Annotated in this window: 12 protein-coding genes; 8 read left to right on the top strand and 4 right to left on the bottom strand. The window is 45.9% G+C overall.

Features of this window, described 5'->3' with window-relative positions; genetic code table 11:
• The first annotated feature begins 39 nt into the window (after positions 1-39).
• A complete protein-coding gene (locus tag QUA20_RS16780) occupies positions 40-396 on the top strand; it encodes a GNAT family N-acetyltransferase (RefSeq protein ID WP_333190051.1) in 357 nt (118 codons plus the stop codon).
• Between the two features lie 2 nt (positions 397-398).
• On the opposite strand, the gene QUA20_RS16775 is transcribed toward QUA20_RS16780, so the two are convergent.
• Positions 399-758 (bottom strand): Spx/MgsR family RNA polymerase-binding regulatory protein, encoded by a 360-nt coding sequence (locus QUA20_RS16775; protein ID WP_333190049.1) that lies wholly within the window; start codon positions 756-758, stop codon positions 399-401.
• A gap of 29 nt (positions 759-787) precedes the next feature.
• Positions 788-1,231: a DUF4332 domain-containing protein gene (locus QUA20_RS16770; RefSeq protein ID WP_172185944.1), complete on the bottom strand. Its 444-nt coding sequence runs from the start codon at positions 1,229-1,231 to the stop codon at positions 788-790.
• A 399-nt stretch (positions 1,232-1,630) separates the two neighbouring features.
• Between QUA20_RS16770 and QUA20_RS16765 the strand changes: the two genes are divergently transcribed.
• From QUA20_RS16765 to QUA20_RS16740, 6 genes are all read left to right on the top strand, one after another.
• On the top strand, positions 1,631-3,019 hold the full coding sequence (locus QUA20_RS16765; protein ID WP_333190047.1) for an aminopeptidase P family protein: 1,389 nt from the start codon (positions 1,631-1,633) through the stop codon (positions 3,017-3,019).
• A gap of 281 nt (positions 3,020-3,300) precedes the next feature.
• Positions 3,301-4,320, top strand: coding sequence for an RRXRR domain-containing protein (locus tag QUA20_RS16760; RefSeq protein WP_333190045.1), 1,020 nt, complete (start codon positions 3,301-3,303; stop codon positions 4,318-4,320).
• 155 nt (positions 4,321-4,475) lie between these two features.
• Complete coding sequence (locus QUA20_RS16755; protein WP_445304681.1) at positions 4,476-6,032, top strand: adenylate/guanylate cyclase domain-containing protein; 1,557 nt, start codon at positions 4,476-4,478, stop codon at positions 6,030-6,032.
• Between the two features lie 271 nt (positions 6,033-6,303).
• Entirely contained in the window at positions 6,304-7,290 is a 987-nt protein-coding gene (locus QUA20_RS16750) for a GntR family transcriptional regulator (RefSeq protein WP_333190041.1), read from the top strand.
• Between the two features lie 261 nt (positions 7,291-7,551).
• A complete protein-coding gene (locus QUA20_RS16745) occupies positions 7,552-8,220 on the top strand; it encodes a nitroreductase family protein (RefSeq protein WP_172185974.1) in 669 nt (222 codons plus the stop codon).
• 164 nt (positions 8,221-8,384) lie between these two features.
• Positions 8,385-10,274, top strand: a complete 1,890-nt coding sequence (locus QUA20_RS16740) for a hypothetical protein (RefSeq protein WP_333190038.1) — start codon at positions 8,385-8,387, stop codon at positions 10,272-10,274.
• Positions 10,275-10,337: 63 nt separating this feature from the next.
• Here the strand turns inward: QUA20_RS16740 and QUA20_RS16735 are convergent, their stop codons facing one another.
• Positions 10,338-10,976, bottom strand: coding sequence for a Uma2 family endonuclease (locus tag QUA20_RS16735; protein WP_333190036.1), 639 nt, complete (start codon positions 10,974-10,976; stop codon positions 10,338-10,340).
• Between the two features lie 201 nt (positions 10,977-11,177).
• Positions 11,178-11,957, bottom strand: a complete 780-nt coding sequence (locus QUA20_RS16730) for an ABC transporter permease (protein ID WP_333190034.1) — start codon at positions 11,955-11,957, stop codon at positions 11,178-11,180.
• Positions 11,958-12,084: 127 nt separating this feature from the next.
• On the opposite strand from QUA20_RS16730, the gene QUA20_RS16725 reads away from it, so the two are divergent.
• Positions 12,085-13,242, top strand: coding sequence for a DegT/DnrJ/EryC1/StrS family aminotransferase (locus tag QUA20_RS16725; RefSeq protein ID WP_333190032.1), 1,158 nt, complete (start codon positions 12,085-12,087; stop codon positions 13,240-13,242).
• Positions 13,243-13,626: the final 384 nt, after the last annotated feature.

Raw genomic sequence — 13,626 nt, 5'->3', positions numbered from 1 at the left:
TGCTTACTTAAATGGCTTAATTGGTAAGCGAAGAAATGTTTGAGTATAAATACTCATCGCAAAAGTGACACGCTCCCGGAGGATGTTGTGAAAATGCTGGCTGCGACTGATGTTATCATTGGTTTTGTCGATGAGAGCGATCGACTAATTGGCATTAGCCGCGTCATTACCGATTTCGTATACAGAGCCATGATTTTTGATTTCATTATCAAGCCGACACACAGAAAGATGGGACTGGGTGCGAAGTTGATGGATGCAGTTTTAAATCATCCCGAACTGCAAGCTGTCGAGAGTTTTTCTCTTAGTTGTTTGCCGAACATGATGCCGTTTTACGAGCGTTGGGGTTTCACGGATGATCTGGGCGAACTTAAGTTTTTGCGGCGAACAACAGTCTGAACTCAGCTTGTTGAAAGCCCCAATTTTTCTCGAATGGTGTCTTCTTTGAAACCTACTAAAACAGCCGTTCCATCTTTAACGAAAAGAGGACGTTTAAGCAGCATCGCATCTTTAGCAAAAGCCTCCACCCACTGTTCGCTAGTCCAATTATTTTTGTCATCGCCCAAAGCGCGGTAAGATTGACCGGAAGTATTTCGCATAGGTTTAAAACCCAAAGCAGCTACCCAGCTTTTAATTGTTTCGCGAGTTGGCTGCTGTTCTTTTGTGTTAATGAACTCGTAATTAATGTCGCTATCTTTGAGCCACTGGAAAGCTTTTTTGCAGGTTCCGCAGTTCGGGATTCCGTAAACTTGAATTGACATAATAATGACTACTAACTAATGACTAATGACTACTGACTACTGACTAATCTAGCTTGTTGAACCCATTTTTGCACGCGATCGACTGAAGGAGTTAAGTCATTGCGCTGCATTGTCGCTACGTGCAGCCTTAAAATTTGTTGGTGCAATCTCTCCACGGGCATTTGAGCCAATTGAGCCGGAGAAGCCACTCCGGCGTGAAGTAACAGCCCGCAATACTGACACCCTACACTCGGAATTCGAGCCAAATTTGCCATCGCTACCCATTTATTAACATATTGAATGTTAATCTGTAATTGATGCGCTAGCAACACTTTCGCAGCCTGCGTTTTCGTCATGCGAATTAGTTGTTCGGTTGTGGTGATGCTGCACTCTTCCAGTTGAGACTGGTTTTCCTTGCTCAATCCCGGTAAGTGTGCGATCGGCCAGTCGCGTAGTTGCAAGGAAGTTTGAGGAGCTTTGTGAACAGTTTTCATGTTTTTTTCCGTACATTTTACTTATACTTTAAAGTCTAAAATATAAAACAGTCAATAGAGGCGATCGCTCATGTCACAAAATCAACAAACACCCGACGAACAAATTTTGCTGATTGCGGGTATTGCCACCGACGATGCTAATTGTCGGCGGAGTCGCACTTCCAGCCTTTTTGTCCTAGCAGTCTGACAGTGTTATTACTGAACAAAATTATGCCGACGATCGCGACAAATACGATCGCAAAGACCGCCAAACAGATGATAGCAAGGAAGAAGATAAAGATGAAACTTTTTCCAAAAATGACGGCAAACTTGGCAGTCAGGATTTTAGTGCATTAATGCCGAGAACAAAAAAACTCCCGGCTTACTGCAAACCAAACTCAAAATAATTGGTTTTTACCCATGAAAATTACAAAAAGTGATAAGTTTTTAGCAAATAGTTTACACCAACGGCGGCAAAAACTAGCCAGTTTAATTGATTTTCCTACAATTCTCTGGTCTGGTTGCAGCATTCCTCGCAATTATCCGGCACTTACTTATCCCTTTCGCGCCAGCAGTCACTTTCTATATTTTGCTGGTTTGCCCTTAGAAAATGCTGCCATTCGCTTAGAATCTGGCAAATTAGAACTGTTCTTAGATGACGCACCTGCTAGCAGCACTCTTTGGCACGGAGAAATGCCGAAAAGAGCAGAAATTGCTGAACTAATTGGGGCTGATGCTGCTTTTCCAATGGCCGAATTGAAAGCGCGTTCGACAAATGCAGCAACTATCGCCGTTCAGGATTCTTTGACTCAGTTGCAACAGTCTCAAATTCTCGATCGCCCTCTGGCACCGCCCAAATCCCCAACCGGAATCGACCTAGAATTAACTCAGGCGATCGTATCTCTGCGCCTGAGCCACGATGCAGCCAGTTTGGCAGAATTGCGTCAAGCTGCGGCTGTCACCGTAGAAGCTCACAAAGCGGGAATGGCGGCAACTGGAAATGTTCAAATTGAAGCAGGGGTGCGCGCTGCAATGGAAAGTGTCATCATCTCCAAAAATATGACCTATGCCTATCCCAGTATCGTTACTGTGCATGGGGAAGTCCTGCACAGCGAACATTATCACAATCCCCTACAAACAGGAGATTTGCTGTTAGCAGATGTCGGTGCGGAAACATCAATGGGATGGGCGGCTGATGTGACTCGCACTTGGCCCGTTTCTGGCAAGTTTTCTCCGACTCAAAAAGCGATATATGATGTGGTTTTGGCAGCGCACGATGCTTGTATCGATAAAATTAGTCCGGGCATGGAATATCAAGACATTCACCTGTTAGCTGGTCGAATTATGGCGGAAGGATTGGTTGATTTGGGCATTTTGCGGGGGAATGTTGAAGATTTGGTAGAAATGGACGCTCACGCGCTGTTTTTTGTCCACGGTATCGGACATTTAATCGGTTTAGATGTTCACGATATGGAAGATTTAGGAGATTTGGCTGGCTATGAAGAAGGAAGAACGAGAAGCAGTCGGTTTGGGTTGGGATTTTTGCGGCTGAATCGAGTTTTGCGTCCGGGAATGCTGGTATCGATCGAACCGGGATTTTATCAAGTTCCGGCAATTTTGAATGACTCTGAAAATCGTGCCAAATATAAAGATTTTGTTAAGTGGGAGAAGTTGGAAAAATTTGCAGATGTGCGGGGAATACGCATAGAAGATGATATACTTGTCAGCGAAGAGGGTAGAGAAGTATTGACAGGGAAATTGCCGACAAAAGCTCTGGAGATTGAGGAGTTAGTTGCGGTAAGTGCATAAGTATCGATTGAATTAGATCGATCGCCCTCAGTTCGATCGGGTATGAAAAAAGATAAATAAAGGTCACTAACCCCACCCTAAAGGGATGGGGCTTGTAAGGAAGCCAAGCCATAGGTGGAAAACAAGCGCAAGTAGGACTAGACAACGGTTGAGAAACCAATTTGAACTAACTGAAGGTGGCACTTCAAGGGACGTTACAGGCGCTTTTCCTAACCCGTAACCACTCCGTTAGTCAAAGTCGAAGGAAATTAAACAGTTAGGCTTACCGCTAAACCAACCCCATGCAATATGTTCCCGTAGTCGATCGAGATCGGCGTCCTTTAATGCCAACAACACCCGCAAGGGCAGAGCGTTGGATTAAATCTAAAAAAGCAACACCGTTTTTCCGTAAAGGGATATTTTGTGTTCGCTTAAACGTTGAACCTTCAAATCGTCATACTCAACCCGTAGCAGTTGGAATCGATCCGGGTTCTAAACGTGAGGGTTACACAGTCAAATCAAAAGCTCACACCTACTTAAATCAGCAATTTCATGCTGTTGATTGGGTCAAGGAGTCTGAAGAGACAAGTACAAATGCCAGACGTGCGAGGCGCTATCGTAAAACACCTTGCCGCAAACCCCGTCAAAACCGCAAGCGGGGCGGGATTCCTCCCAGCACTAAAGCTCGCTGGCAGTTCAAAATCCGAGTAGTTAAAGTCTTTGATGGCTTATTTCCTATCTCAAACATTGGAATTGAGGATATAAAAGCAGTAGCCAAAAAAGGTTGTCGTAAATGGAACAAGTCATTTTCGACCTTAGAAGTCGGCAAAAATTGGTGTTATTCCCAATTAGAAATAATTGCACCCGTCACCAAGTTTGATAGCTATACCGACACTTACTTAACTCGTCAAGAATGGGGTTTAAAAAAATCCAAAGCAAAGTTGTCTAATGGTTTTGACGCCCATTGTGTCGATTCCTGGGTACTAGCTTACTTGTTGGTAGGTGGTCATACATCACCAGAAAACACATTGGTAATGGAATGTAAGCCCATCCGCATTTATCGCAGGCAATTACACGTCTTCAATCCTGGGAAAAACCGATATCGCCGTCCTTATGGTGGCTCCATGTCACAAGGATTAAAGCGTGGGGGAATTGTCAAGCATCCGAAATACGGCAAGTGTTATGTAGGTGGCGAAGATATTCAGAAATCTCGCATTAGCCTGCACAACCTTGATACAGGAAAACGCCTGTGCCAAAACGCAAAGCCCACGGATTGTAAGTTTTTGGCTTACAACTCTTGGCGAACCGTAAAGCCGTCCTAAAAGGACGGGGTTTCCAACCCATTTTTTTGATGAATAAAGCTTCTTGGCAAATAGGTCTTTTGATGCTTGTTGAAAAACTTGCCGCGCAAGTCCAAAAATTCGCAGCACAGAGACTTGCGCGCATTTTTCAGAAACGTGTATCATCGCCACCGCCGATGCAAGCTGCACCTTTGCCCAGCAACGAAGAAGAGAGGCTAGAAGCACTTTACCGCTACCACATTCTCGATACAGATGCCGAAGCAGCTTTTGATGACCTAACAGCTTTAGCCTCCTATATTTGCGGCACTCCTATTGCTTTAGTCAGCTTAATAGATTCTAACCGACAGTGGTTTAAATCAAAAGTCGGTCTGGAAGCGCCAGAAACTCCGAGAGAGTTAGCTTTTTGCGCCCACGCTATTTTAAATCCCAACGAATTGCTAGTTGTACCGAATGCTCTAGAAGACGATCGCTTTGCCGGCAATCCGCTAGTAACTTCCGATCCAAATATTCGATTTTATGCTGGAGCCCCGCTTGTAACTGCTGACGGTTTCCCGCTCGGCACTTTGTGCGCGATAGATACAGTTCCTCGAAAACTAACTCCAGAACAGCTAGAAGCGCTGCGGACTTTAGGGCGGCAAGTTATTACCCAAATGGAGTTGCGAATTAATCTGACTAAATTAAAGCGCGCACAGGTTCGGCAGAAACAAGTTGAAGAAAAACTCCGTTCAAGTGACGAGCAAATTGTCAATTTTTTGGAAGGGATGAGCGATGCTTTTTTTGCTTTCGACCTCCAATGGCGATTTACTTACGTCAATTACAAAGCAGCGCAATTTCTACAGCGATCGCCGGAAGAACTTTATGGTAAAAATTTTTGGGAAGAGTTTCCAGAATTAGTGAATTCGGATGTTTATGAAGAGTATCATGGAGCTGTAGCAAAACAAGTTGGAGTGGCTTTTGAACAATATTATCGTCCCTTAAAAGTATGGGTGGAAGTCCGGGCTTTTCCTTCTCATGACGGCATTTCAGTGTTTTTTCACGACATAACCAAGCGCAAGCGGATGGAATCAGCACTCAGGAAAGAACAGAAAAAAACTGAAAGTTTACTGCTAAATATTTTGCCAGAACCGATCGCCGACAGGTTGAAGTACCAACCGGGGTTGATTGCAGATAAGTTTGAAAAAGCAACAATTCTTTTTGCTGACTTGGTGAATTTTACCCAAATTTCTACCACCATGTCCGCAACTAAATTAGTGTACTTGCTGAATGAAATTTTCTCAGCTTTTGACCAACTGAGTGAGAAGCACGGCTTAGAAAAAATTAAGACGATCGGGGACGCTTACATGGTAGCAGGCGGTATTCCCATTGAACGCCCAGACCACGCAGAGGCGATCGCCGAAATGGCGCTGGATATGCTAGCGGCAATTAAGGAGTTAAATGTGAAGCTAGACGCGCAATTTGACCTCCGCATCGGGATTAATAGCGGCCCGGTGGTAGCGGGCGTAATCGGCACTAAAAAATTCATTTACGATTTGTGGGGAAATGCCGTGAATACAGCCAGCCGCATGGAATCTCACGGCATAACAGGTCGCATTCAAGTCAGCCACTATACTTATGAGTTGCTCCAGGATAAATATGAATTTGAAGATCGCGGCGAGATCGAGATTAAAGGTAAAGGGGAAATGCGGACTTATTTGCTGACGGGCCGAAAAACAGCAAGCGATCTCAAAATTTGAGAGTAAATAGGGAGCATCCCGATTTTATAAAAAGCGTTTTTTTAGGAGTGTTCGCCTATAGATATCGAAGCGAGATACAGCCATTGTAGGGACACGGCAATGCCGTGTCCCTACGGGGAACGAAAAAGTGGCTGCGATCGCAAGGCAAGCAAAACCGCCACCGCAGATCAACCAAATAAGATTATGCTATAGACAGAGATATCCGAGCAATCCTAGGCGCGGTACTCGACGTTATAAAAATACTAAGTTGAAGTCGTCGGAGCCTTTAATAATGGTTCAATTTCATATTCAAACCGATAGCGATATTCCAGCATCCACCCAACTATTCAATCAAATCAGGTTTGCGATCGCCTCGCGACAATTTCCGCCCGGACACCGCTTGCCCAGCACCAGACAGCTAGCCATGCAGACGGGTTTGCACCGCAACACCATTAGCAAAGTATACCGCCAGCTCGAAAATACCGGACTCGTAGAAGCCCAAGCAGGATCGGGCATTTACGTCCGCGCTCAAGGCAACGAAGTTGTAGGCAACAAACTCAAATCTCCGATCCTCGAAGAATATCCCCTTGCCAACAAAATAGTGCAAGGAAGTATCGATCAACTGCTGGAACAGGGCTGTACGCTCAACCAAGCGAGGGAATTATTTTTGGCCGAAATTGACTGGCGGCTCAGGTGCAGCGCCCGAGTGCTCGTCACAGCCCCCACAGAAGACATCGGCGTGGGCGAGCTGATGGCGAAAGAACTCGAACAAGCTCTGCGCATTCCCATACAGTTAGTGCCGATGGAACAGCTAGGTACTTTTTTGGATCAAATCTCTTCGGGAACTGTGATCACGAGTCGATATTTTATCGGAGAAGCAGAATCGATTTCGGCACCGCGTTCGGTGCGAGTTATTCCCGTAGACATCTACGACTACAGCCAGGAAATCCAGCTAGTCGGGGGTTTGCCGAAAGACAGTTATTTAGGGCTCGTCAGCCTGAGTCCGGGAATGCTGCGATCGACCGAAGTCATCATCCACAGCATCCGGGGAGAGGATTTACTGGTGATGACGGCCTTGGTGTCAGACGAGTACAAGATTAACTCGATCGTGCGATCGGCCAGAACAATTTTTTGCGACCAACCGAGTTTTGCTACAGTAAAAGCTGCCATCAATGCGGCTAGAGAAGATATTATTCGTCCCCCGCAACTGATATGCTCCGAAAATTACATCGGCTCTAAGTCCATTAATTTGCTCAAGCGCGAGTTGGGCTTGGGATGATACGATTTTCGATTTTCGATTTTCGATTTTCGATTAAAAAATTGGGAATGACTGCATAATGGTTGGGATATTCTTTAGAGTTGCATCCTTTTGGGAACTGGTATAATTCCCAATTCCTAATGGGCGTAAGCTGCCCACGGCGCACCCTAAATAATTAGGTTATTCGTCCAGGACTGAACTTGTAACTTTCAACTTCCAGTACCCGATACCGGATACCCAATTCCCAATTACCGATTACCAATTACCAATTACCAATTATCCATGACAATTGAAATCCAACCTTCAATTAATGTTAAAACCGCGATCGAAAGCCGACGGGCCGCGCGCAGTTTCAAACCCGATCCGATTCCCCCAGCAATATTGGCAGAGATTTTGCGGTTGGGAGTGCGATCGCCGTCTGGTTACAACTTGCAGCCTTGGCGGTTTATTGTACTTCAAGACCCAGCCAGCAAAGAAAAATTAAAAGCTTGCGCTTTCGATCAGCGCCAAGTGGTAGAAGCCCCAGTAGTATTAATCTGTTGTGGCGATCGGCGCGCCGGTGAACCCGAAAACACCGAAGCCGTCATCGAATTGGGCAAAGCCGCAGGCGCAATGAATGACAATTTAGCCGGTTATATGCGACAAGCAATCCCGCAATTGTTCGAGAACCGTCCCTGCTTCGAGTCCCTAGAAACTTGGACAAACAGGCATACAATGCTCGCAGTAGCTCACTTAATGATTGCAGCTAAAAGCTTTGGGGTAGATAGTTGTCCGATGGAAGGTTTTGTCGGCGCTAAGGTGAAAGAAGCCTTTCAAATCCCCGAAGAAGTAGATGTTTGCTGTTTGCTGCCGCTTGGTTATGCAGCAGAACCTTTGAAACAATACGGCGGGCGTTTTGAGGTGACTCAAGTTTATTACAGTGAAAGTTATGGAGAGACTTTGCAAGTTTAGATTTGAGAGTTAAGATTTTGTTGCAACTTGAATTTTAAGAGTTAAGATTTGGGATGAATCGGTGTCAAAATTCAAACAAATCAAAAATCCCGACAGTTCTGCAATCTCAAATCTAAAATTCAAAATCTAAAATCGAAAGTGGTGATATCAGACAGAGGAAAAATATGACAGTAGCAGCGCGACAAACCAACGCCCAAATTCTCGAAGTAAAGTTGCAGCAGCACTTGCAAGCAGCCGGATTTAAAAATTTACCGCTTTATATTAGTTGCGATTTTCGAGATGACTCTTTAACGGTTGTGGGAGAACACCCGCGCAGTTTAGTTCTCAAAGCAAAACCGACTTTTGCGGTGCTAGAAGCCGCAATTATCGAAATTGAACCGGAATCTATTCAACAGATTGGGCTTTGCCTAAAAATTACCGGGCAAAAACAGCCTTATGCTTTCCATTCTTTTACCATGCACCAGCCTGTTTTGTCTAGACCCAAAACAGTACAGTTGTTCAAAAAAACAGAGAATATCCCCGCAGCAGAAACCGGGATAGTATTAACAGAAAATGCGGCCCAGACGGCGGATGTAGAGGAAGAGATACCGTTAGAAACGGATGGGAAAGATGCGTGGGATGATGAATATTTCCCCAATTTGTCTGAGAGTTCCAGCAATTCCGATCCGATCGCCTTTAAGGTAGCTGCAATACCGACAGATATTGCAGAAAATCCCTTCAATCCGCTGGATATGGAAGCGGTAACAGTTGACCAAAAACCCAAGCATTCACCGTTTGCGATGCTGGCTGCTGCAGGAATGGTCAGCATGGCGGCGCTAATTTTGGCAGGCGGTTATTATATGCTGAGCCGCCCCTGCGTCATCGGAGAATGTACTGCATTAGCTAATGCCAAGCAGTTGAGCGAGAATTCGACGAAGACGCTGAAAACGTCAAAAGTTGCCAACAGTCCCCAAGAAGCGCAGCGACAGTTAAAACAGGCGATCGCCCTTTTAGAACCGATTCCCTCATGGTCAATTCATCGCGGTGAAGCTCAAAGCGCCCTGGAAAACTACCGGAAGCAAAATCAGAATTTAAACTCTGCGATCGATGCAGCGCGCCTCGCACAGTCGGCAGCCCAGAAAACCCAAAATCCGCCTTATTCGGCCGAGAACGGGCAGGAAGCGCAAGCTCTGTGGCAAAGTGCGATCGCCGAACTCGGAGAAATCCCCACAGACAGCCCAGTTTATCCATTTGCTCAGAGAAAGTCAAAAGAATACCGGAAGAATGTAGCAACAGGAAATCGGCAGTTAAGCACAGAGAAACAAGCCGAAAAAACGCTGCTCGCCGCCAAAAATACAGCCCAAATAGCAGAAGCTCGCGAAGCCGTAGCTCAGACAGCCGAGACTTGGACTCAAGTGCAATCAGGTTGGGAAGAATCCCTCGACATCCTATCAGAAATTCCCACGAGCACGACATCTTACCAACAAGCTAAACTGCTAGTTCCCAAATACGAAACCAAACTTTCAGAAGCTCGCGAGCGCAAAAATGTCGAAGGAATTTCGGAAAATGCGTATACTCAAGCTGTGACTTTAGCAGCGGAAGCTCGAATTTTTGAGGGCAAAAACGCCTGGTTTAAAGCATCAGAATACTGGCGGAGAGCTTTGAGTTACGCGGAGCAAGTGCCGGCGGCAACTTCATTTTCCGAGAAAGCCCAACCGCTGCTCGCTTCCTACAAAACTTCCTTGCAGCAAGCAGAAGTAAGGTTGCAGGAAGAAAGAAACCTGCAAAAAGCCCGCACGGATTTAGATAGAACTTGTAAAGGCAACCCCAAGATTTGCGATTATACTGTTAGCAAAGGTTTGATTGCCGTGCAGATGACTCCTAATTACGTGCAAAAACTGCAACAAACTTTCATCCAAGCGGAAAACAACAACGCTACCAAGACTCGCCAAGCTGTAGAAAAGCACGTTCAAACATTGCAAAAAGCCTTGGAGGCGATCGCCGAAAACGCCAAAATCCCAATGCAGGTGTACGATGGCGAAGGCAAGCGGATTGCGAGTCACGAACCGAAGTAGTTGTAGTTGTAGGGTGCGTGAGGGCGAAAAATTTGTCAGTCAGAATGATCGCAATATTTACACTCACGCATCACCAGCAATTTCACCCGCAGTCAATCCAGCTTGAAAAACTTGTTGCGCCGTTAGTTTCAACTCTGGAAAAGTTGGCGACTCAATACTATCATTTCCCCGAAACAAACTCACCTCATACTCGCCGTCAACCAACTGATAAACCGATATCGTTGGTTGTTTGGGATTGCCAATAAACCTGCGGCCACCCAACCCGAGATAATCCACAATCCAGTATTCAGGAATCCCGATTAGTTCGTATTCGCCTACTTTTTTGATGTAGTCATCTTGCCAATTCGTGCTAACTACTTCAACAACGAGCGGAATTGATGCGCCTTGAGTCACAGTTGAGAACTTTTGCCACAGAGGTTCTGATGCTAAATTTGGGCGGTTTAATATCAAAATATCTGGAGAATAAGCAGAGAGGTTTTCGATCTTTTTAACTAAGGCTTGTTTGGGGAAAATGTACGGAAGTTTTCGCCTTCTGGACTCAGCGTTTAACTCTGAACCTAAAAAACTGATAACTTCTTCATGCTCTCCTAATGGCTGTGACATTTCAACAATCTCTCCATTGTGCAGTTCATAACGTGCATTTTCGGGCTTCCATTCCGCAAATTCTTCAAAAGTTAGCGGTTTAGTTGCTATTTGAATCATGTCTATTCTCCTTAGTGATGACTGGGGCGGGCTATTCTGCTCACCCCACAAGATAACTCACTCTGTGTGGAACAGGCCGGAAAGCCTGTTCAATAAAATAAGACTAAATGCAAGTTCCTACTTACATTATATTATCAAGGCCCAATGCCCAATTATCAATGCCCAATTCCCAATGCCCAATGCCCAATTCCCAATTCCCAATTACCATTTTATCAATTGTGCATCTTGATTAAAAAACTTCCGGGACAATCCCTCAGTCAACAGCAGAGTTGCGATTATAGTTGCCAGCGCTAACACAAACATAATCAAAATCTGGTAAGATGCTGCATCGAGAGGACTGACACCGCTCAGCATTTGACCTGTCATCATCCCGGGTAAAGTTACGATTCCTACCACCGTCATTGTATTTAATGTCGGGATTAATCCAGCTTTGATGGCATCTTTGCGGTACTGCTTTACTGCTTGCTGCGGCGTCGAACCTAAACTTAAATGGGTTTCTATTTCTAACTGGCTGCTATTAACTGTACTCAGAAGTCTTTCACCGGCGATCGCCCCGGAGTTCATGGCATTGCCCAAAATCATACCCGCTAAAGGAATCAGGTATTGCGGTTCGTACCAAGGGTCAGGTTGCAAAATTAGCAAGTTTGTATAGGCGAGAGTCAAGGCCGTACTGATAAAAATTGAACCCCAAACTAAGGGCAGTAAGTTCTTGATTTTTTTGCTGATGCGGTTGCTGGCAACCATGCTAGCTGTTGTCAGCATGATTGCTAAAACTGCTAAAACTAGCCAAGGATTTTTCCCCTCGGGGTCAAATACGACTGCGAGCACGTATCCGACTAAGATTAGCTGGATCAGGGTACGCCCCGCGGCGATCGCGATCGCCCCCTCCAATCCCAATCCTTGCCACGCCGAAAGCCCGATCGCGATCGCCACCATCCCCAAAGCCCAACCCAAATCTGTAAAATCTAGCTCAATTAACACCGGAGAACCCTTTCGATAATGTGATTGTTTGCCTGTCCAAATATAAGATATTGCAATAAAGGTTTCTGAGAAACAGTTTTGCTGCAAGAATTTGCTTTGATAATGGTTGAAATTTGTGGTGTGAAGAGTGAATAATGTTCCCCCCCTCGACTTAACCCGCCAATACGCGCAGATTGGCGACGAGATAAGCGCTGCAGTGCAAAAAGTGCTTGCCTCTGGCGGCTACGTAGGCGGCCCGGTCGTAAAGAGTTTTGAACGAGAGTTCGCCGACTACATCGGCGTTTCCGAGTGCGTTGGCTGCAACTCCGGCACTGATGCGCTGATTTTGGCCTTGCGAGCCCTCAAAATTGGCCCCGGCGATGAAGTGATTACCACTCCTTTTACCTTTTTTGCTTCGGCTGAGGTAATTAGCGCCGTCGGTGCGACTCCAGTATTTGTCGATATTGACAGCGAGACTTTTAATCTGGATGTCGAACTCCTCGAAGCGGCAATTACCGACAAAACTAAGGCAATTATGCCAGTGCACATCTTCGGCCAACCGGTAGACATGACTCGGCTGATGGAAATTGCGACTCGGCACAATTTAGCCGTAATTGAAGATTGCGCCCAATCTGTCGGGGCCGAGTGGCAGTCTCGAAAAGTCGGCAGCATCGGCCATGTCGGCTGCTTCAGTTTTTACCCGACCAAAAATTTAGGCGCTTGCGGTGACGGTGGCGCGGTGACGACAAACGATCCTGCCCTGGCAGCTTCGATGCGAGTGCTCAAAGAACACGGACAGTCTTCTAGATATTTCTATGAAGAAATCGGGTACAACAGCCGTTTAGATGCCCTGCAAGCGGTGATTCTCAGCATTAAATTGCGGTATCTCGACAGTTGGAACGCTCAGCGGCAGGAGAAAGCGACACTTTACAGCGAATTTCTCTCCCGCGTGCCCGGAGTTGCCGTCCCCAAAGAATTGCCGGAAGCAAAAGGAGTTTGGAATCAATACACGATCCGGCTGACAAGTCCAGAAGACGCGCAAAATCCCTCTGGCAATTTCCGGGACTTGGTGCGGGTTCAGTTGCAAGAATCCGGCATCGGTTCGATGGTTTACTATCCGTTACCTTTGCACCTGCAACCTGTTTACAAATCTTTGGGCTATCTCCCCGGTCAGTTGCCACAGGCCGAGCAAGTTTGTCGCGAGGTCTTGTCTTTGCCGATGTTTCCCGAACTGTCGAGGGATCAACAAGAGCGGACGATTTATGGGCTGAAAGATTGCTTGGCAAAGGCCGATCGCATCCGGTAGCTTTGGCGCGATGGCAGAAGCGAGGGAAATGCAGGAGGAGAAAAGAATTGCAGGGTTGCAGTGCTGTGAGAATGTGCAGCGGTCAGTCGATTTTAGATTTTAGATTTGAGATTTTAGATTTACTCCACAGATAAATCTGGGAGCTTGAACTAGGGTCTAAAATTTTTATCTTTCCACGACTTAAGTCGGGGCTGGTATCCGTTTTTGGGCTGGTTCAGAGAGAGCCGTTAAGTATTTTGACCGATCACTTGTACTTTTATGTACTATATTTAATGAAAAGAAACAAATTTAGGCTAGCAATCCGCCTTGAACGGGTGCATTTTCCGCTCGCCTAAAAATTGGAATGCGATCGGTCAATGATGAAGAAGGAAGAAGGAAGAAGGA

Source organism: Microcoleus sp. Pol7_A1, assembly GCF_036701085.1.
Classification (GTDB): Bacteria; Cyanobacteriota; Cyanobacteriia; order Cyanobacteriales; family Microcoleaceae; genus Microcoleus; species Microcoleus asticus.
This window is presented reverse-complemented; position numbering and strand designations above follow the sequence as displayed.

What these genes read in the sequence shown, in the direction of transcription:
- QUA20_RS16735 (WP_333190036.1), bottom strand. Translation starts at nt 10,976, where the DNA reads ATGATTCAAATAGCAACTAAACCGCTAACTTTTGAAGAATTTGCGGAA.
- QUA20_RS16770 (WP_172185944.1), bottom strand. Translation starts at nt 1,231, where the DNA reads ATGAAAACTGTTCACAAAGCTCCTCAAACTTCCTTGCAACTACGCGAC.
- QUA20_RS16745 (WP_172185974.1), top strand. Translation starts at nt 7,552, where the DNA reads ATGACAATTGAAATCCAACCTTCAATTAATGTTAAAACCGCGATCGAA.
- QUA20_RS16750 (WP_333190041.1), top strand. Translation starts at nt 6,304, where the DNA reads ATGGTTCAATTTCATATTCAAACCGATAGCGATATTCCAGCATCCACC.
- QUA20_RS16775 (WP_333190049.1), bottom strand. Translation starts at nt 758, where the DNA reads ATGTCAATTCAAGTTTACGGAATCCCGAACTGCGGAACCTGCAAAAAA.
- QUA20_RS16755 (WP_445304681.1), top strand. Translation starts at nt 4,476, where the DNA reads ATGCAAGCTGCACCTTTGCCCAGCAACGAAGAAGAGAGGCTAGAAGCA.
- QUA20_RS16760 (WP_333190045.1), top strand. Translation starts at nt 3,301, where the DNA reads ATGCAATATGTTCCCGTAGTCGATCGAGATCGGCGTCCTTTAATGCCA.
- QUA20_RS16765 (WP_333190047.1), top strand. Translation starts at nt 1,631, where the DNA reads ATGAAAATTACAAAAAGTGATAAGTTTTTAGCAAATAGTTTACACCAA.
- QUA20_RS16740 (WP_333190038.1), top strand. Translation starts at nt 8,385, where the DNA reads ATGACAGTAGCAGCGCGACAAACCAACGCCCAAATTCTCGAAGTAAAG.